Below are 19,645 nucleotides of genomic sequence, written 5' to 3'. Positions count from 1 at the left end.
CGGTCGATCACCGCGCCAGAAGGTTGCGCGCCATACTGGCGATCTGGGCGAGCATGGCAGGCGCGACCGGGGTCTGGCTTTGTGCGCGTTCGACCATCGACTTGAACTGGCGCACGGCGACCTCGTGGTCGGCCAGCCAGTTCTCGACCACCTGCGGCATGTCCTCCTTGGCACCCTTGCGGCGCGAGAGGCGGCGCAGCAGTTCGAGGCGCATCTGCTGGAAATCGCGCGCGAGGCCGGAGACGAGCAGGCGCTCCCACACGTCCGAAGGGACCATGGTCGCCGCCACACTCTGCGCCCAGTCGATGCCGAGCTTGGCACCGATATCGGTGAAGCCTTCGGTGATCATCCGCGCGCCGATCTCGGTGTCGCTCGCCAGCTGGGCGAGGCCGACCGACCCGTCGAGGTCGAACATATGCGTGACCCGCGCGGCCATGGCATCGCTGGCGCCTGCAGTGGTGAATTTCTCGTGCAGCTTGGAAGACTGCGCCTTCAGTTCGCTGCCGAGCAGCTGGTCGGTGTCCTTGACCAGCATGGTCACGCCCTTGCCGAGTTCGGCAACCATGTCGGCCGGCATCACGCGGCCCGCGCCGGTCCGCAGCACGTCGGACATCAGGTTGGCCGTAGCCGCCGCAAGCCGGTCGAACATCAGCAGGCGCGCGCCTTCCTCCATTTTCGCCGTATCGAGTTCGGCCCACAGGGTGCGCAGGTCGAAGAGATGGGCGACCGCGACGAAGCTGGCCGCGACCTGCGAAAGCTCGACGCCTTCCTCTTCCGCCAGTTCGAAGGGGTGGATGATGCCGAGGCGGTTGACCATGGCGTTCGCCAGCTTGGTCGCGATGATTTCGCGGCGCAGGCGATGGTTCTCGATCTGCTCCTTGAACTTCTTGCGCATCGGCTCGGGGAAGCTGCGCAAGAGCAGGTCTTCCAGGATCGGGTCGTCGGGCACGTCGCTCGATTCGATCGCATCCTGCAGCACCAGCTTGGTCGAGGAGAGCAACACGGCGAGTTCGGGGCGGGTAAGGCCCATGCCGTCGGCCGCGCGGCGCTGGAGCGTCTGGTTGTCGGCCAGCCCTTCGGTACGGCGGTCGAGATTGCCGCCCGCCTCGAGCGTTTCGATGAGGTGCAACTGCGAATTCATCGCGCGGTCGCCGCCGATTTCGGCAATCGACAGCGCAAGCGCCTGCAGGCGGTTGTCTTCCAGCACCAGCGCGCTGACCTCGTCGGTCATCTCTTCGAGCAGCTTCACGCGCTGGGGCTCGGTCAGCTTTCCGTTGCGCTTGGCTGCGGCAAGCGCGATCTTGATGTTGACCTCGTTGTCCGAGCAATCGACGCCGGCCGAATTGTCGATGAAGTCGGTGTTGCAGCGCCCGCCATTGTGCGAGAATTCGATGCGTCCGGCCTGCGTCGCGCCGAGATTGGCGCCTTCGCCGATGACCCGCGCGCGCACTTCCTTCGCATCGACGCGCAGCACGTCGTTGGCCGGGTCGCCGACCTGCACGTTGTTCTCGGCCGAGGCCTTGATGTAGGTGCCGATGCCGCCGAACCAGATGAGGTCGACCGGAGCCTTGAGGATGCCCGAAATCAACGCCTCGGGCTCGATCTCCGAGACGTCGAGGCCGAGCACCTTCTGCATCGCCTTGGACAGCTTGATGGTCTTGGCATCGCGAGGGAAAACGCCGCCGCCGCGCGAGATGAGGTCGGAATCGTAATCCTCCCAGCTCGAACGCGGCAGGTCGAACATGCGCGCGCGTTCCTTCCAGCTCCTGGCCGGATCGGGATCGGGGTCGAGGAAGATGTGGCGATGGTCGAAGGCCGCGACCAGCTTGATCGCCTTCGAGAGCAACATGCCGTTGCCGAACACGTCGCCCGACATATCGCCGCAGCCGACGACCTGGATCGGGTCCGACTGAACGTCCACGCCCATTTCGAGGAAATGGCGCTGGACGCTGACCCAGGCACCCTTGGCGGTGATGCCCATGGCCTTGTGGTCGTAACCCTTCGAGCCGCCGGACGCGAACGCGTCGTCGAGCCAGAAATCCTTCGATTCGGCGATGGCGTTGGCCACGTCGGAGAAGCGCGCGGTGCCCTTGTCGGCAGCGACCACGAAATAGGGGTCTTCGCCATCGGTGATGACGACGCCTTCGGGGTGCACCACCTTTTCGTTGACGATATTGTCGGTGACCGACAGCAGCGTGCGGATGAAGACTTCGTAGCTCGCCTGTCCTTCGGCCGCCCAGCCTTCACGGTCGAGCGCGGGATCGGGCAGCTGCTTCGGATAGAAGCCCCCCTTCGCGCCGGTCGGCACGATCACGGCGTTCTTGACGCGCTGCGCCTTCATGAGCCCCAAGATTTCGGTGCGGAAGTCGTCGCGCCGGTCGGACCAGCGAAGCCCGCCACGCGCCACCGGGCCGGAGCGCAAATGGATGCCCTCGACGCGGCGCGAATAGACGAAGATTTCGCGCCAGGGCAACGGCTTGGGCAGGTTGGGGACCATCGCGCTGTCGATCTTGAACGCCAGCGCCTCGTTCGCCGCCGGGGCGAAGGAATTGGTGCGTAGGATCGCGTCGATCAGCGCGTTGTAGAGGCGCAGCAGGCGGTCGTCGTTGATCGCCTTGACCTTGGAGAGGCCGCGCTTGATTGTGCCGCGGGCGTCCTCGATAGCCTCCTCACGACTACCCTTGAATTCGGGATCGTGGCGTGCGGTGAACAGGTCGATCAGCGCTGCGGTGATGTCGGCGTTCTTCGCCAGCGCATCGACCACGGTGTAGATGGTGAAGCCCATGCCGGTCTGGCGCAGGTAGCGATAGAAGGCGCGCAGCCAGTCGGTCTGCGCCGCGCCAAGGCCAGCTTCGGCGACGAGACGGTTGAAGACATCGTTTTCCGCATGGCCGTTGAGCACGGATGCGACTGCGTCCTCGATCTCAGAAGCGCGTTCGACGAGGTCGTCTGCCTCCACGCCCGGGGCGAGGGCCAGCCTGAAATCGTGGATGGTTCCGAGGTCGGCGTCCTTCAGCACGGTCGGCATTTCCGACTGCACGTGAAAGCCGAAGTTCTCCAGCACGGGCACCGCGTCGGACAGCGGCAGACTGCCTTCGGCCTGGTAGAGCTTCAGGCGCAGGCAGGCCGGATCGTCGCGTTCGCACAGGTAGAGGCGCGCGCCGCGATGGGGTGGGTCGGGATGCTCTTCCTCGTCCGCGTGGATGCCCAGCGCGCGCAGGCGGGCGATGTCCTCGGCCGCCTCGCGCGGGCCGAAACGGGCGCGGTAGGCGGTAGGGAAATGCTCGGCAAAACGCATGGTGAGCGCAGCCGCTCGGCCCTTGTCGACCAGGTTGACCAGCTCGTTCTCGACCGCCTCGCTCCAGCCGCGCAGAAGGGTCTGCAGCTGTTCTTCGAGCAGGGCCTCGTCGGGCGCCCGTGCCCCGTCGCGAATGTCGAGCACGAAGCGGAGCATGGCAAGATTGCCGCCTTCCACCTCGAGGCTCCAGTCGAGCAGGCGCGCGGCGGCGTTTTCTTCGAGCAGCGACTTGATCTGCAGGCGCACCTGTGTTGCCAGCATGTCGCGCGGCAACCAGACGAAGGCGAAGAGGTGGCGGGCAAGCGGCGCTTCGACCAGCGCAAGGCGCGGACGCGGGCGATCGACCAGCGCCATCATGGTGGTGGCGACACGCTCAGTGTCTTCCTCGCTGAAACCGATGAGGAGATCGTGCGGCAGCGCGGTCATCGCGTGGACCAACGCCTTGCCAGCGTGGCCGCCCTCGTCGAAATTGAGCCGCTCGCGGATACCGTCGAGGCGCTGGCGCAGGATCGGCACGGCGCGCGGCGGGGCGGCGAGCGCGGCGCTCGTCCAGACGCCGGCATGGACCGACAGCGCGACGAGCTTCTTGCCCTCGCGGCGCGGCACGATGAACAGGTCGAGCGGCACGTGGCGATGCACGCGGCTGATGTGGTTGGCCTTGATGATCAGCGGCGTGCGCTGTTCGCCCTTACCCTCGAACCATTTGAAGGCCCGTTCGTAGCTTGCATCGACCAGCAGTTCGGGCTCGCCTGCACGGCAGATGCCGAGCGGGCTTTCGAATCGGCCGTCGCGCCGACGGACGACATGGCCCAATTGCGTGAGCATGCCGCTGTCGAGCCATTCGAGCAGGGCGCGGCCTTCCTCGTCGCCCAGACCCGCGGCGTCGGCCTGCATCTGCTCCTGCAGCCTGGGCCAGTCGGCTACGGCGGCGCGGACATCGGCGAGGGTGACGGCGAGCTTTTCCTCGAGCGCGCGACGCTGCTTGGCGTCGACCCGCGCGGTCTCGAGATAAATCATCGATTCCCAATAGGCACCCTCGGGCTCGCCCTCGCGGATGCGGTCGAGCGTGCAGTCGGCGGTGCGCTCGACTGGGACGACGGGATGGACGAGGCGGTCGATCGAGATGCCCAGCGCGGCGATCGCGTTGGCGGTCGAATCCACCAGGAACGGCATGTCGTCGTTGATGATCGCGATGCGTGTGTAGCGATGGCCGTCGGTCACCGACTCAATGGCCATGGCGACGTCGCCATATTCGCGGTTCTGCGCCGCCTCGACGACGAATTCCGCCGCCTCCTTCATCCGCGCGCCGTCGAACGGCGTGTCGCCCGGCAGTAGCGAATCGCGCATGTGCTGCATCAGCGCCTTGGCCTGCGCTGCGGGGTTGGTGGCGGGCTTGGAACCGGTCTTGGAACCCATTGGGGGCCTCTCGCTTTTCTGGCGCGCGAATGTTGCTGCACCGTGAAATATCCGAGGCGTTGCCCGGATTGGTCAGGGGCGGCGATTAGGCCTGTTGGAGAGAGAGAGCAAGGCGGCGAGCGCGCATTTTTGCAAACCTATGCATGCCTTGTCGCCGTAGCGTCAGGAGAGCGCCTTCATGGCGCGCGCAAGGCTGTCGATCCGCGCCTGCGGATCGAAGGTGGGGCCTGCGAAAATGATCTCGTCGGCCTGCGTCCGCGACACGAATTCGCGGACCGCGGCGGCGCATTGATCAGGCGTTCCGATGGCGCTCGCCTGCCCAATATGCGCCAGCATCGCTTGCGCAGTGGGTGGCAGCTGGTCGCGATAGCCTGCGACCGGCGGCTTGAGCCTGGAAGGCTTGCCCGTGCGCAGCGCCACGAAGGCTTGCATCTGCGAGGTGGCGAGCTTCTCGGCTTCGGCTTCCGTTTCGGCGCAGAAGAGGTTCATGGCCGCCATGACATGCGGTTTCTCGCACGCCTCGGACGGTTCGAAATTGCGGCGGTAGAGTTCGAGCGCCGCGTCGAGGTGGTCGGGCGCGAAATGGCTCGCAAAAGCGTAGGGAATGCCGAGCCGTGCAGCGAGGCTGGCGCCGAAGAGGCTCGATCCGAGCATCCAGAATTCCGGGTTCGCGCCAAGGCCGGGGTTGGGCGGTATCTCACTGGTCCCATCCATATGCGCCATCAGTTCGACGACGTCCTGCGGGAACATCTCGGCGGCGCGGTGGAGGTCTTTCCTGAGCGCACGCTGGAGTTCGGGCCCCGCACCGGGAGCCCGTCCAAGGCCAAGGTCCACGCGGCCGGGGAAGAGCGCGTCGAGCGTGCCGAACTGCTCGGCGATCTGGAACGGCGTGTGGTTGGGCAGCATGATCCCGCCCGAACCGATGCGGATGGTGCTTGTGGCGTTGCCGACATGGGCCAGCACGACCGATGTCGCGCCGCCGGCGATCCCTTCCATCGCGTGGTGTTCGGCCACCCAATAGCGTTTGCAGCCCGCGTCTTCGGCCGCCACCGCAAGCGCGGTCGCAGCCTTGAACGCCTCGCCGAGGGTCCTGCCCTCGCGGACAGGAACGAGATCGAGGACGTTGTAGGCGGTCATTCGCCTTCCGGTTCCTCGTCCGCCGGGCCAAGCTGGTCGAGATAGGTTTGCGCGCGGGTCGCCAGCGGCGTGCCGGGCGCAACCTCGATCACCGAGGCGAAGCTGGCGCGCGCGTCCTCGGCACGGCCCGAAATGGCGGCAATCACTCCCGCCTCGAGGCCGACCTGCGGGTCGCGCGGAGTGAGCATGGCCGCACGCTCGATCTGCGCCTGCGCTTCGCCGAGCCGCTCCATCCGGCGCGACAGCGTGGCGGACAGCAGCCATGCCTCGCCGTTGAGCGCATTGGCCTCGCGTGCTTCGGCAAGAGCCAGCGCGGCGTCGTCGGCCCGGCCATGGCGGACCATTACGCGGGCAAGGTCGACCCGCAGCTCGCTTGCCAAATCTCCGTCGGGCGCGGCTAGCGCCATGCCGCCCGCCCGGTCGAGCAGCGCGATGGCGCCTTCGAGGTCGCCTGCGGACACCGCCGCATTGCCGGCCATCGCCGCCAGCCTCGCGGCATAGGCAAGATTGTCCGCAGGTGCCTCGCCGCTGGCGAGTTCGAATGCCTCGCGCGCTTCGCCCATGCGGCCGAGCTGGACCAGCGCGAGCCCGAGGCAATGCGCGCTTTGCGCAAAATCGAGATCGGTCTGAGCCACCTCGCGCCAGCTCTGCGCGAAATCGAGAGCGGATTGCGGGTCGCTCGACGCCTTGGTGAGGCAGCGCTGCAGATAGTTGGTCTGGGGCTGTTTAACTATCCGCAGTTCCTCGCGCGGCGGTCGGTCGCGCAATTCGTCGGGAATTCCGGGCATGCCGCCCGCGGTGGGGTCCGGGCCGACTTGTGTGGCGAGGAGGGCGAAAGTGGCGAGGAGTGCGGTCACGCGGTTTCCCTGTCTTTCAAGAGGCCGTCCACCGTGCGCAGCAACAGGGCGATATCCTGCGGCCGCGAGAGGCGGTGGTCGCCGTCCTTGACGAAACTCACTTGAACCGCGTCCGAACGCAAGGCGTCGGCGAGGCGCTGGCTGATCTCAAACGGCACATCGGCATCGCGCTGGCCATGGAGGAGGCGCACGGGCGCGTCGATCGCGATGTCGGTGCCAAGCAGGCGCTGCGCCTGTCCGTCGGCGAAGAAGCCCGCGTGTGTCGGCGTTGGTTCGGGGCCGTAGGGATTGTTCTCGAAAACGGTCTCGCCCGCTTCCATTTGCGCCTTCTGGTCTGTGTCATAGCCCCACTCGGTGAAATCGGGCGCGGCGGCGATGCCGATCAGCCCCGCCACGCGCTCGCCCAGCGAAAGACCGACCAGCAGCATGAGCCAGCCGCCCATGGACGAGCCGATGACGACGACATCGCCCTCCACCTGTGCCTCGATCAACGCCAGCACTTCCTCGCGCCATTTCGACGGAGTGCCGTCGGCAAAATCGCCGTCGCTCCGCCCGCAGCCCGAATAGTCGAGCAACAGACAGGCGCGCCCTTGCGCCTTCGCCCAGTCCATCAGCGCACTCGCCTTGCCGCCGTCCATGTCAGACATGTAGCCGGGCAGGAAAACGAGCGTGGGGCCGGCGCCCTCATGGTGACGGAAAGCGATGCGCCGCCCGTCGGGCATTTCGTAAAAACGGATATCGGTCATGCCGCCGCGATGTCGGCCCGAAGACGCCCGATTGCAAGTCTCGGAGGGGCTACCGCTCAGAAGAAGCCGAAGTCGAACTCTTCGACGTCCGGGTCTTCTTCGCACATAGTCTTGATGGCCTGGAATTCGGCTTCGGTCAGGACGGGCCCGAAGGTCTTGCCCTTGGCTGCTGCGCGATAGGCCTTGGCGCGTTCGCGCGGGTCGGGGTGGCTCGAGACCCAGCCGATCACGGCGTTGGCCTCGCCGCCTTTATCCTCTTCCGCGTCGCCGCCGATGCGTTCGAAGAAGCTGGCCGCGCCCAGCGGCGAGACGTCGCTTTCCGCCATCCGCTTGCGCGCGAACTCGTCCGCTTCGCGCTCGGCGTCGCGCGAATAGCCCATTGCGGCGAGGCCGAAGAGCGTCTCGCTCATGCCCGAATTGGCGCCCGACAGCAGGATAGAGAGGCCGAATTGCCGCAGCAGCGCGGTCATCACATGGCGTTCGCGCACGTGGCCGACTTCGTGGCCCAGCACGCCGGCCAGTTCCTCGGGCGTCTCGGCGTCCTGCACCAGCCCGTCGAACAGCATGACCTGCCCGCCGGGAAGCGCGACCGCGTTGACCATGCCGATATTGGCGACGCCTGCGCGCACCTTCTCCTCGGCCGGATCGACCTTGGCGAGCAGCTTGGCGAGCGCGGCGTCGCCTGCGGGCGTGTGACACAGCCGCCCGCCCATGTCGCCGACCATGGCCTGGCCGAGATTGCGCTCCCAGCTTTCGGGAACACGCGGGCCGAGCCATTCGGGCGCGGTCATGAACAGCGCCACGGCAGCCACGCTTGCCGCGCCGAGGATGACGGCGGCCTTGCCAAGCCCCATCCGGTCGATCCACGCGCCATAGATGGCCTTGGCGGGCAGTTTCGCCGCCAGGCCCGCCGGCAGGTCCTCGGGCAGGATCAGCCGGAAGTCGGGCACGCTCGACCGGCGATAAACCAGCTCGCCGCCGCGTTCCTCGCCATAGACGAGGTCGGCGAAATCGACCTCCATCGAACCGCTGAAACCGCGCAGCGACAGCGTGTCGCTCCCGTCCCAATGCGCTTCGCCCTCGTGGCGGATGGCGCTTTCGCCGTCGTACCAGACCGCGGGTTGGTGGAAGACGTCTTCCATGGCCTCAGAACGCCCCGATATCGAAGGCGTCGAGCAGGCCTTCGCCGTGCCGGGCGGTGGCGGTGGTCGACTGGGTCAGTTCGTCGAGCAGGATATCGCCGCCCGCTTCCAGATGCGTCACCATGAATTTCCAGTGACGATAGGAGAGGAAGACGAAACCGAGCCCGAGCGTGAAGACCACGATCAGCGCATCGCCGATCAGCAGCTTCACCCAATCCATGGTCGAGGCCTCGAAACCGAAATGGAGGTCCTTCCAATGCGTCGAGCCGACCACCTCGCGGTAGAACTTCGCATAGAAGGCCACCGCGATCAGGCCGAGACCGATGTAGAAGAACAGCAGGAGGAAAATGGTGATGCCGATAATGCCGACCTGCATCCCTTCTTCCCCGCCGAGACCGTATCCGGCGAGTGCGCCCGTGGCGCCGGCGATGATCGCACCGATGAAGAAGATGATCGGCGAGAGGTAGAAGAGGAGGAAGCGGGCGAAGACATTGGCCGGATCGGCGTCCGATTCGAACCGGTAGGGGCCGAAGCTCATCTTGCTGATGCGCTCGTTCCACAGGCTCGTCATCGACCAGGGAATGGCGAGGCCCAGCGGCAGGTATCCGACGAAGGTCTTCCACATATAGGACAGGCCATAGCCCAGACCCTGGTCGTCGCTCCCGCCTCGGATGCCGCGCCAGCGGGTGCGCGAGAGGCGGTAACGCAGCGCGCGGAAACGCGCGACGCCGGTCAGGTAGAAAATGGCGAGGATCGGCAGAATGCCGAGCGCCGCGCCGGCGGCTTCGTAGCCGCGCAGGATCAGCGCCTGCGCCACGAACTGGATACCGAACACCGGGATGGCGAACAGCAGCATGACAAGCAGGAAGCCGACGAACAGCTCCTTGCCAGTGCCGGTCCATTCGAGGCGCTCGTCGACGAAGCGCGTGTGCGACCAGAGGTACTGGCGTTCGCGCGTAGTCGCCCAGAAACGGTAGATCCCGAGGGTGACGAGGGTGAGCAAGAGGTTGGGCAGCGCGATCTTCGCGAAGTCTTTCCAATTGCCGTCGAAGCCGAACGCGCTGTCGGCCTGAATATCTTCCTGGTACATGTAAAAGGGCGACCCCCCAGTCGAATTGTCGTAAAAATTCCCGTCCGGGAAGGACAATCGGCGAGATGGGTCGCCCAAGTCAAGCGTGTGGAGTGTCAGTCACGCTCAAATATGTCTTCGATGGGCATTTCGAACACATCGGCGATCTTGAAGGCGAGCGGGAGCGAGGGATCGTAGCGCCCTGTCTCGATCGCGTTCACGCTCTGGCGCGAAACCTCAAGCCGGTCGGCAAGCTCCTGCTGGCTCCAGTCGCGCATCGCGCGCAGCACCTTGAGGCGGTTCTTCACAGCGAGCCCCATGTGCCGTGGGTAAGGCGGTTCGAAATCGCGCCGATGAACTGCCCACCGAAGAAGGCGACCGCGAACCAGTAGGCCGGGATATGCGGCACAACCTCGCCCGTCTCGAGGAAGCCCCAGATGGTTGCGAAGCCCAGGGCAAAGCCGGTTGCGATCAGCGTCTGGCGCACGATCAGCATGCGCAGGAATTCGTCCTTCTCGTCGAGGATGAGGCGCCCGATGGCCCAGAACACGCCGCAGATGGCGAGGCCCGGAAGGACCGAGAGGCCGGCGCGCACGGCGAGCGAGCGGTCCTCTCCATCAAGCAAGCTGACCTGCAGCGCGATCACCACGAGGTAGAGCGAGGAAAAGATAGCGACCCGCTTGATATAGAGCCGCTGCGCTTCGCCGCGTCCGCTGCACGGTCCCTTGCGGCTGGCGGCGCGCATGGTCTGGAAGAACAGCGCGGCGGGCACGATCATCAGGATGAGAGTCGTCGTGGCGTTGATCGCGTCCGACAGGGCGAGCCCCATGACCATGCCGAAACTGGCGAAGGTCAGGCCGGCCCAGAGCGGCACCGATTGGCGAAAGGCGGAACGGTCCTGCGCGCTCATGCTGCGCCCCGCTTCAGTAAATTACAGGACTTGCGATCACGCAACCAAGCGCCGGGGAACAGGGCGAGAAGGAGAAAGGGCGAATATTGCGCCACCTCTTCGGGCACGATCTCGTAAACGGCAAGGAGCGCGATGCCGATCATGGCGGCGGCGAGGAGAAGGGCTTTCTGAGTCTGGGTCATGGCAAGTGTCCTTTTCTTGATGTAAAGGGTGTTTGTCATAATTCGATGAAGATGTCAAGGTTGCTTTCCAAAACGGAGATGGTGCTTGTCATGCATCGCATTCCGGGCTTGTCACGGGACTGCCATCGGGCGCAGGCATGCGGGCAAGAGGAGAACCGCACATCATGTCCGCAACCGAACCGCCCGCGTCCCCGCGCCTGCCCGCCCTCGATCGCCGGAGCCTGCTGAAAGGCGGTCTGCTTGGCGGCGGCCTTTTCGCCGCGCCGCTGGCCGCGCAGATCGAGTCCAGAGCGGCGAGCTTCACGCAAGGTGTGGCGAGCGGCGAGCCGGGGCACGAGCGGGTGCTCTTGTGGACGCGCTACAGGGCCGCGCAGGACATGACGCTCACCTGGCAGGTGCTCAGTGCCGACGCCAACCGCCGGGTGGTGGCCGAAGGCGAGGTGACCGCCACGCCCGACAACGACTGGTGCTGCAAGTCATGGGCCGAGGGCCTCGCGCCGGGGCAGTGGTATTACTTCCGCTTCATCGCGCCCGATGGATCGACCTCCGATCTCGGCCGCACGCGCACGCTCCCGCGCGAAAATGTCTCGCGCTGGAAAATGGCGGTCTTCTCCTGTTCGAACCTGGGCTTCGGCTGGTTCAACGCCTATGCCCACGCCGCCGAAACCAACCAGTTCGACTGCGTGCTGCATCTGGGCGACTACCTCTACGAATACCCGCAAGGCACGTATCCGGGCGAGCGGCAGACGATCCCTGGCCGCGCCCCGCTCGACCCGCAATCCGAGACCGTCGCGCTCACCGATTACCGCGCGCGCTATGCGCAATACCGCAGCGACCCGGACCTTCGCCGCATCCACCAGCTCTACCCGATGATTGCCGGCTGGGACGATCACGAGAGTACCAACGACAGCTGGGAAGGCGGCGCGCAGAACCACCAGCCCGAAACCGAAGGACCATGGTCCGTCCGCAAGGCCGCAGCGATCAAAGCCTATCGCGAATGGATGCCCGTTTCCGATGAGCCCTGGGTCGAATACCAAGTCGGCGATCTTGCAACATTGTTCCGCCTCGAGACGCGTCTTTCCGCGCGCTCGAAACAGTTTGACTACAACATTTTGCTGCGCAGCAATCTGCCTCCCGAAGAAGCCATTGCGCGGCTCGAAGCCTTTCGCCACGGCGAATATCTAGACCCATCGCGCGAGGTGCTGGGAATGCGGCAGCAGGCATGGCTTGCCGATGGCCTGAAGCGCTCGAAGTCGAGTGGCACGAAGTGGCAGGTGCTGGTGCAGCAGGTGCTCATGGGCAAGCTCGCCTCGGCCACCTCAATCACCGACACGCTGCCTGACAGCACCCCGAGCTACATCCGCGAACGCGTCGTCGCGGGCGCACTGGCGAGCCGGGCGGAGCTGCCGCTCAACATGGACGCATGGGACGGTTATCCCGCGGCCCGCACACGGCTGTTCGAAGCGGCGCTGGCTGCCGATGCCAGCCTCATCAGCCTTGCCGGCGACACGCATAATGCCTGGGCCTTCGACCTTGCGCACGAAGGCGCGAAGGTCGGGGTTGAATTCGGAGGGCACTCGGTCACGTCGCCGGGCCTGGAAGGATACTTGCCGCAACTCCCGCCCGAAGCGGTCGCGGGTGCGCTCATTGCATGCAATCCGGAACTGAAATGGATGAACGCTTCCAAGCGCGGCTACATGGTAATCGAGCTTACGCCGGGCGTCGTCCATTGCGACTACCATTTCATGCACGACGTGCGCAGCCGCAATGACGCGATCAATCCCCCGCACCGCGTAACCGCCGCGCTCGACGCGCGCGAACTCTCCGAGCCTTGCACTTAGGACTGCGACGTCATATTCGGGTGAGCATGACGCAAGCGTGCATCACGACTACGACTACTACCACCCCGGCTCTCCGGGGGCGGATGCGCGCGACCTAAGCGACGCACCGCCACCCGGTTTCGGGTGGCAGGCGTTTCCTCCCGAAATCGAAATTCTCCCAAACGCCGCTTCAAGCGCGTGGCTAGCTGTGCCATGGGCCTCGCAACGAAACGGATGAGACGATGACGGAACTTCTCAAGATCAGCCTGCCCGATGGTTCGGTGCGCGAAATGGAACCCGGCAGCACGCCCGCCGATGTCGCCGCCGCGATCGGCCCGGGCCTTGCCAAGGCCGCCATTGCTGCGCGCGTGGACGGCGAATTGCGCGATATCAACCGCCCCTTCGAAGGCGATGCCGAGCTCGCGCTGGTGACGGGCCGCGACGAAAAAGACGCGCTCGAACTCGCGCGCCACGATTTCGCCCATGTGCTGGCCGAGGCCGTCCAGTCGCTCTTCCCCGGCACGCAGATTACCTTCGGCCCGGCGACGGACGACGGCTTCTATTACGACGTGAAGGCATCCGACACGCGCGAGCCGTTCTCGATGGACGACCTCCCCGCTATCGAGGAGGAAATGCGCCGCATCATTAAGGCCGACAAGCCGCTGCGCCGCGAAGTCTGGAGCCGCCAGCAGCTGATCGACAAGTGGGAGGCCGAGGGCGAGGTCTTCAAGGCCGAATGGGCCAAGGAACTGCCCGAGGACGAAGAGCTCACGGTCTACTGGTCGGGTGAAGACTGGCTCGACATGTGCCGCGGTCCGCACCTTGCCTCGACCGGCAAGCTCGACCCGCAGGCCTTCAAGCTGATGCGCGTCGCCGGGGCCTATTGGCGCGGCGACCAGAAGAACGCACAATTGACGCGCATCTACGGCACGGGCTGGCTCAACAAGAAGCAGCTCAACGCCCACCTCACGCGGCTGGAAGAAGCCGCCAAGCGCGACCACCGCAAGCTGGGCCGCGAAATGGATCTCTTCCACCTGCAGGAAGAGGCGCATGGCAGCGTCTTCTGGCATCCCAACGGCTATCGCATCTGGCGCGAACTCGAAGCTTATATGCGCCGCAAGATGGACGGCGCGGGCTACCGCGAGATCAAGACGCCGCAGCTGATGGACGTGCGCCAGTGGACCGCTTCGGGGCACTGGGGCAAATATGCCGAGAACATGTTCGCGGTCCCCGACATCGTGCCCGATGTGGACGATAGCGGCGCGGCTTCGGCGCATCCCAAGGTGGCGGACGATGCCGACTGGATGGCGATCAAGCCGATGAACTGCCCGGCCCACGTGTTGGTCTTCAAGCAGGGGATCACCTCCTATCGCGACCTCCCCATCCGCCTCGGCGAGATGGGCTGCTGCCACCGCAACGAACCGCATGGCGCGCTCCATGGCCTCATGCGCGTGCGCCAGTTCACGCAGGACGACGCGCATATCTTTTGCAGCGAAAGCCAGGTGGTCGAAGAGGTCCGCGCCTTCTGCAAGCTGGCCGAAAGCGTCTACAAGGACTTCGGCTTCACCTTCGCGATCAAGCTCGCGCTGCGCCCCGAAAAGCGGCTCGGCTCGGATGCGGACTGGGACAAGGCCGAGCAGGAATTGCGCGATGCGGTCGAAGAAGCCGGCATGATGAACGAGGAGTTCGGCTGGGAAGAACTGCCCGGCGAAGGCGCTTTTTATGCGCCCAAGCTCGAGTGGCACCTCACCGATGCAATTGGCCGCACCTGGCAGGTCGGCACGATCCAGGGCGACCGCGTTCTGCCCGAGCGCCTCGATGCGAGCTATGTCGGTGAGGATGGCGAGAAGCACCGCCCGGTCATGCTGCACCGTGCGATCTTCGGCAGCTACGAACGCTTTATTGGCATCCTCATCGAGCACTACGCCGGCCGCATGCCCGTGTGGCTCGCCCCGACGCAGGCGGTGGTTGCGACCATCGTCTCGGATGCCGATGACTATGCGAAGGAAGCGGTCGCCAAGCTCGAAGCCGCCGGGATCCGCGTGGCGAGCGACCTTCGTAACGAGAAGATCAACTACAAGGTGCGCGAGCACAGCCACGCGAAGGTCCCGCACCTGTTGGTAGTCGGCAATCGCGAGGCCGAGGAAGGCACCGTCGCCGTCCGCACACTCGGCCAGCAACACCAGAAGGTTATGCCGCTCGAGGAAGCCATCGCGATGCTGAAGGCCGAAGCGACCCCGCCGGATTTGCGGGACTAGTCTTCCGTGCTCCGGCGATTGGGACTTGCGGCGCTGGTCGCCGTGCTGGCTGGCCTGCTCGTCCTCGCGCTCGGCTATTCCAACGCACGCGCAGACCCGATCGTGCGCGAGGCTTCTGTGCCGGTGGCTGGCTGGCCGGAGGGCGAAAGACCGCTCAAGGTGCTCGCCCTGTCGGATGTGCATGTGGCAGGGCCCGACATGCCGCCTTCACGGGTGGAGCGTATAGCGGAGCAATTGAACGCGCTTTCGCCCGACCTCATACTCGTCGCGGGCGACCTCATCAGCGAGAAACGCACCGCGACGAAGCTCTATACCGAGGAAGAAGTCGCCGCACCCTTCGCAACTTTCGAAGCGCGTTTGGGCATGGTGGTCGCCCCCGGCAATCACGTCCACTGGGTCGATCTGGACGCGATGGTCACCGCGCTGGAGGGGCACGGCATCACGGTCCTGAGAAACGAGGCGGTGAAGCGGGGACCCCTGCTTATCGGCGCAGTCGATGACGACTACACCGGCCATGACGATGTGCCCGCGACCTTCGCCGCGCTCGACGCGCTCGGCGAGGGGCCGGTCGTTGTGGTCAGCCACACGCCCGACATCGTGCCCGACCTCCCGCGCGTAGTTTCGGCAGTCTTCGCCGGTCACACACATTGCGGGCAAATCAGCCTGCCCGTTATCGGCCCTATTTCGACGCTCTCGAGCTATGGCGACCGCTTCGCCTGCGGCATGATACGCGATGGCGGGCAGACGGTGTTTGTGGGGGCAGGGCTCGGCACCAGCATCCTGCCGCTGCGCTACGGCACGCCGCCCGATGTGTGGCTGGTGACGTTGGGTCCGCCCCGATGATGGGTCTGGAATACTCGCTTGTGCAGGTCGCCGCTGCATTGCTAGCCGCCTTCGGTTCGGCCTTCGTGCGCGGGCTGACGGGGTTCGGCATGGCCATTCTCATCGTGCCGGTATTGGCGCTGGCCCTGTCGCCCGTCGACGCGGTCTTGCTAACGAACTTCCTCTCGGTCTTCATCGGCCTGTCCGAAATCCGCCGCCTGCTGCGCGGAGCCGAGAAATCGGCCTGGGCCATCATCGCCCTGTCGGCCTTCCTCGCCATCCTCCTGCCGCGCCGCGAGGCTCTCGAGCATCACCCGGCAACCACCGGCGGGGTTGGCGTGCTTTCGGGCCTGATGACCGGATATGCCGGAATGCCCGGCCCGCCGGTCGTGCCCTATTATGTCGGGCGCGATATCCCGCGCGAGATGGCCAAGGCCTCGATGCTGCTGATCTTTACCTGCGCCTCCAGCGTGGGCCTTGCCAGCGGAACGGCGCTGGGCGTGCTCGACTGGAGGCTGGCCTTGCTGGCGCTCCTGCTCTTTCCCGCCGTGCTCTTCGGGAACTGGCTGGGGAACAGGGCTTCGGGAAGCATCGAGGATCGGACTTGGCGGATCTGGGTCGGCGCGGTGCTCGGCGGCGCGGCACTCGCGGCGCTGTGGAAGGCGTTCGGCTAGATGCTGGGGTTGACCTACGAGGCGATCGGCATCGCGCTCCTCACCGCGCTTGCAGCTGGCTTCGTGCGCGGGTTGGCGGGCTTCGGCCTCTCGGTCGTGATCGTCCCCGTACTCGCGCTGACCATCGCGCCCAAAGACGCGGTGCTGGTCGGAAATATCTCGCTCTTCCTCATCGGCCTGACCGACATCGGCCGCATTCGCCGCGAGGCGGACGGGTCGGCGATTCCGATCCTGCTGCTGGCGATTGCCTGCATGCCGCTCGGCCTTTGGGCGCTGGTGACGCTCAGCGCCGATTGGGCGCGGCTGCTGATCGCTCTGGTATCGCTTGGTGCCTTTGTGCTGGTGGTCGTGCCGCTGGGCAAGGTCGCCATGCCGCGCCAGCCCGCGATGGGTTTTTCGGGCTTCTTCACCGGCTTCTTCGGGGGCTTTTCCGGCATGCCGGGGCCGGGCATGGCGCCGTTCTACCTGCGCGGCCGGCTGGAGCCGCAGGTGGCGCGTGCCTCGATGATGGCAATCTTCCTCGCCCTGACCCCGCTCAGCGCGGTGCTCTTCGTGGCGCTCGGCGTGGGCGGAATGCGCGAAGTCCTGCTCGCGCTATTGCTCTTCCCCGCCGTGCTGGTGGGCGACCTTTTCGGCCACGCCGCCTTCGGCAAGGTAAGCGCGCGCCAATGGCAGGCCAGCGTGGCGCTGGTTCTGGGCGGTGCGGCGGCAGGAGCGGTGTGGAAGCTCTTGCAAGGGTAGGGTTTTCGCAAGGCAATCTCGCGACACTCTGCTCGCAATCGAGGGGTACGGGGTCGATGGACAGCACAATGGATATCGCGGCGCAGCGCCGCTGGTCGCGCTGGTGATCGACCGTCGTCCGCTGCTCGCGTCCAGCCTTGGTTTTGTCGCCTTCGCGCGGGCCTCGCTGGGCGAGGGATTGGCAATCGAAACGCGGCTGATCGCAGTCAGCCTGACGCTGGGCTTCGGCATCCTTGCGCTGGCCGCGCTATGGTCGCCGCTGCGGCGTGCTGCGCTGGTGCTGGTGCCCGCCTTGCTGAAGGAGAAGCTGCCCAGCGCCGGGGCAGTCGTACCGCCGCCCAAGCCGGTGGCAGAGGAAACGCCGGCGGAAGAAGAGCCGGTGCGGCTCGTATCCGGCTTCAACGACATCTTCGTGGTAATGGGCACGCTGCCCGTCTGCTTCGGCGCATGGATCCTTGCCGGTGTCTGGCTCTACAGCTCTGGCATCATCGTGGAGGGAGGTTCCGCCGCCGACTGGCTGCCCAAGTCGCTCGCCGCGCTGCTCATTCCCGGCGTGGTCGTCTGGGCGGTGGCCGAGTTCTTCGTGCGTATCCGCCGCATGGCCTTCCCCGCCATCGTGCTGGCCGGACAATTCGCGACCGTTGCCTTCACCGCCGGCGTGCTGCTCGGCTATCTCGCCATCAATCCCGAAGGCCGCGATATGTCCGGTTTCCGCGACGGGATCGACCCCTCGGGAACGATCATCGCCTGCTGCGTCGCGGCGCTGCTCAACGTGCTGTTCGCCTGGCGGCACCGCGTGCCCTATGCGCTGGCGATGGCGGCGGGATCGCTGCTGCCCTTGTCTTTTATCGACTATCTGGCGGGCGCCGATCCGGCGAGCGCGCTTCCCGAACCGACCGAGACCGGCATCCGCATCCGCCTGTTGCTGGCCGGGGCCTGCGCTGCGGCGGTGGGTGTCTGGCTCGACCTGTCGGACCGCGAACGGCGCACGCAAGGCTCTGACACGGCCTTCTGGCTCCACATGCTCGGCAGCCTGCTACTGGTCCCGAACCTCTTCCACTTGGCAGCCAACGGCGAGTTCGCTCTGGCCGGCGCGTTAGTGATTTTCCTCGGTATCGCGATGTTCGCTCTCACGGTGAACCGGCGCGCGGGGCTCATCGTCGGTCTGCCCTTCCTCGCCTGGACGCTGGGCGACGTGTTCGAGGGGTTCGGTGCAAGCGGCCTTGCTCTGCTGGGCTTTAGTGCGCTGGTGCTTTGGGCGGCCGTGAAGTGGCAGGAACTGCGCGCAAGCGTGTTCGCTCGGGTGAACCAGGACAGCGCGCGCGAAATGTAGAGAAGGGCGTCCTTAGAAAGGAAGCGCGGGGCCGGCGAGAACCAGCGCGAGCCCGCAACCCGTCACCATGACGACGCGCAGCGTCTCGCCCAGCGGAAGCGCCGGAGCGTGTGTGCGTGCGAGAGCGATAGCCTTTGCCATCCCCCTATTCTCCGCTCCAATCCCTAACGAACCGTTAAATGCGCGCGCGGGCGGCGGGCATTTGCTGGCTGGCGCAATGGAATCCGCCGCCGCCGGCAAGCACTGCATCGCCGCTAATCCCGATAGTCGCGCGGTCGGGGAACAGGTCGGCGATCGCCGCCACGCCTTCCTCGTCATAGGGGCTGCCGAAGGTCGGCACGACCACGAGATGGCTGGTGATGGCGAAATTGGCGTAGCTTGCTGGTTCGACGCGGTCGCCGCTGGTGATGAGGCCGGGCGAGGGGATGCTCTGCACCACCACCCCTGCCTCCTCGGCGCGGGCCTTGGCGTCCTCGTAGATCGCGGCGTTCGGGTCGTCCTTCCCGGTCGCGCGCGGCAGGGCCAGCGTGTTCGCTCCGACGAAGCGCGCGAGATTGTCGACATGGCCGTCGGTGTGGTCGTTGATAAGGCCGTCGCCCAGCCACAGCACACGGGTAAAGCCGAGGTCGGATTTCAGCCGCTCCTCGATTTCCTCGCGGGTAAGCTGCGGGTTGCGGTTGGGATTGAGCAGGCATTGCTCCGTCGTGGCGACGAGGCCGGTGCCATCGCCGTCGATCGCCCCGCCTTCGAGAACCCAGTCGGCGACTTCGAGCGGAAGGCCGGCATCCTCGGCCAGTTCGGCGCCGATGGTATGGTCGCCCTCCATTAGATACTTGCCGCCCCAGCCGTTGAAGCCGAAGCGCTGCGCCATGCGGTGGCCGGTCGCATCGGTCAGCACCAGCGGGCCGGTGTCGCGCAGCCACACGTCGCCATATTCGCGCCGCTCCAGCGTGACGGATCCGCTGACGAGGTCGCGCGCACGCTGTTCGTTGGCGGCGTCGCGGACCAACAGGCGGACCTCCTGCCCGCTCTCGGCCACGGCGTTGGCGAAGGCGGCAATCTGCTCCTGCGCGCGGGGCAGGACTTCGGGCCACTCATCCGCATCGTGCGGGAAGCCGATCCACAGCCAGTCCTGCGGAGCCCATTCGGGAGGCATGGTCCATCGGGGCGTGTCGTTCATGGGGTGCGGTTAGGCCGGGGAGCCGAGGCTAGGCAACAAAAAAGGGGACACCGAAGTGCC

Annotated in this window: 17 protein-coding genes; 6 read left to right on the top strand and 11 right to left on the bottom strand. The window is 65.9% G+C overall.

Features of this window, described 5'->3' with window-relative positions; translation table 11 throughout:
* Nucleotides 1–7: 7 nt before the first annotated feature.
* From ED21_RS04770 to ED21_RS04730, 9 genes are all read right to left on the bottom strand, one after another.
* Nucleotides 8–4,714, bottom strand: coding sequence for an NAD-glutamate dehydrogenase domain-containing protein (locus ED21_RS04770; RefSeq protein WP_006832708.1), 4,707 nt, complete (start codon nt 4,712–4,714; stop codon nt 8–10).
* Nucleotides 4,715–4,876: 162 nt separating this feature from the next.
* Nucleotides 4,877–5,851, bottom strand: a complete 975-nt coding sequence (locus ED21_RS04765) for an LLM class flavin-dependent oxidoreductase (protein WP_006832707.1) — start codon at nt 5,849–5,851, stop codon at nt 4,877–4,879.
* A complete protein-coding gene (locus ED21_RS04760; protein ID WP_006832706.1) occupies nt 5,848–6,708 on the bottom strand; it encodes a hypothetical protein in 861 nt (286 codons plus the stop codon). The genes ED21_RS04765 and ED21_RS04760 overlap by 4 nt, the downstream gene beginning before the upstream one ends.
* Nucleotides 6,705–7,454, bottom strand: a complete 750-nt coding sequence (locus tag ED21_RS04755; protein WP_006832705.1) for an alpha/beta fold hydrolase — start codon at nt 7,452–7,454, stop codon at nt 6,705–6,707. Before ED21_RS04755 ends, ED21_RS04760 begins: the two co-directional genes overlap by 4 nt.
* 56 nt (nt 7,455–7,510) lie before the next feature.
* The gene (locus tag ED21_RS04750; RefSeq protein ID WP_006832704.1) at nt 7,511–8,596 is read right to left on the bottom strand and encodes a M48 family metallopeptidase; all 1,086 of its coding nucleotides are present in this window, start codon (nt 8,594–8,596) and stop codon (nt 7,511–7,513) included.
* Nucleotides 8,597–8,600: 4 nt separating this feature from the next.
* Nucleotides 8,601–9,686: a YjgN family protein gene (locus tag ED21_RS04745; protein ID WP_006832703.1), complete on the bottom strand. Its 1,086-nt coding sequence runs from the start codon at nt 9,684–9,686 to the stop codon at nt 8,601–8,603.
* 95 nt (nt 9,687–9,781) lie between these two features.
* On the bottom strand, nt 9,782–9,973 hold the full coding sequence (locus ED21_RS04740; protein WP_034921586.1) for a helix-turn-helix transcriptional regulator: 192 nt from the start codon (nt 9,971–9,973) through the stop codon (nt 9,782–9,784).
* Nucleotides 9,970–10,575, bottom strand: coding sequence for a hypothetical protein (locus ED21_RS04735; RefSeq protein WP_006832701.1), 606 nt, complete (start codon nt 10,573–10,575; stop codon nt 9,970–9,972). Before ED21_RS04735 ends, ED21_RS04740 begins: the two co-directional genes overlap by 4 nt.
* Nucleotides 10,572–10,757, bottom strand: coding sequence for a hypothetical protein (locus ED21_RS04730; protein WP_156787288.1), 186 nt, complete (start codon nt 10,755–10,757; stop codon nt 10,572–10,574). The genes ED21_RS04735 and ED21_RS04730 overlap by 4 nt, the downstream gene beginning before the upstream one ends.
* A 164-nt stretch (nt 10,758–10,921) precedes the next feature.
* Here ED21_RS04730 and ED21_RS04725 point away from each other — a divergent pair, with 164 nt between their 5' ends.
* The 6 genes from ED21_RS04725 (at nt 10,922) to ED21_RS04700 (ending at nt 18,405) form a co-directional block, all read left to right on the top strand.
* Nucleotides 10,922–12,598: an alkaline phosphatase gene (locus ED21_RS04725; RefSeq protein WP_006832699.1), complete on the top strand. Its 1,677-nt coding sequence runs from the start codon at nt 10,922–10,924 to the stop codon at nt 12,596–12,598.
* Nucleotides 12,599–12,819: 221 nt separating this feature from the next.
* The gene (gene thrS / locus ED21_RS04720; RefSeq protein ID WP_006832698.1) at nt 12,820–14,835 is read left to right on the top strand and encodes a threonine--tRNA ligase; all 2,016 of its coding nucleotides are present in this window, start codon (nt 12,820–12,822) and stop codon (nt 14,833–14,835) included.
* Nucleotides 14,836–14,841: 6 nt separating this feature from the next.
* The gene (locus tag ED21_RS04715) at nt 14,842–15,678 is read left to right on the top strand and encodes a metallophosphoesterase (protein WP_034921429.1); all 837 of its coding nucleotides are present in this window, start codon (nt 14,842–14,844) and stop codon (nt 15,676–15,678) included.
* A complete protein-coding gene (locus tag ED21_RS04710; protein WP_006832696.1) occupies nt 15,675–16,331 on the top strand; it encodes a sulfite exporter TauE/SafE family protein in 657 nt (218 codons plus the stop codon). Before ED21_RS04715 ends, ED21_RS04710 begins: the two co-directional genes overlap by 4 nt.
* Nucleotides 16,332–17,072 carry a sulfite exporter TauE/SafE family protein gene (locus ED21_RS04705; protein ID WP_006832695.1) on the top strand — a complete coding sequence of 247 codons (741 nt, stop codon included), beginning with the start codon at nt 16,332–16,334 and terminating at the stop codon, nt 17,070–17,072.
* A 103-nt stretch (nt 17,073–17,175) separates the two neighbouring features.
* A complete protein-coding gene (locus tag ED21_RS04700; RefSeq protein ID WP_006832694.1) occupies nt 17,176–18,405 on the top strand; it encodes a hypothetical protein in 1,230 nt (409 codons plus the stop codon).
* A 12-nt stretch (nt 18,406–18,417) separates the two neighbouring features.
* Here ED21_RS04700 and ED21_RS15900 read toward each other — a convergent pair whose 3' ends face one another.
* Both ED21_RS15900 and ED21_RS04695 read right to left on the bottom strand, forming a co-directional pair.
* Nucleotides 18,418–18,546, bottom strand: coding sequence for a hypothetical protein (locus tag ED21_RS15900; RefSeq protein WP_006832693.1), 129 nt, complete (start codon nt 18,544–18,546; stop codon nt 18,418–18,420).
* 34 nt (nt 18,547–18,580) lie between these two features.
* Nucleotides 18,581–19,585, bottom strand: coding sequence for an agmatine deiminase family protein (locus ED21_RS04695; RefSeq protein ID WP_006832692.1), 1,005 nt, complete (start codon nt 19,583–19,585; stop codon nt 18,581–18,583).
* Nucleotides 19,586–19,645 lie beyond the last annotated feature (60 nt).

It is taken from the genome of Erythrobacter sp. SD-21, assembly GCF_000181515.1.
Classification (GTDB): domain Bacteria; phylum Pseudomonadota; class Alphaproteobacteria; order Sphingomonadales; family Sphingomonadaceae; genus Qipengyuania.
Note: the sequence above shows the minus strand (reverse complement) of the source record. Positions and strands in the feature narration are given on the sequence as shown.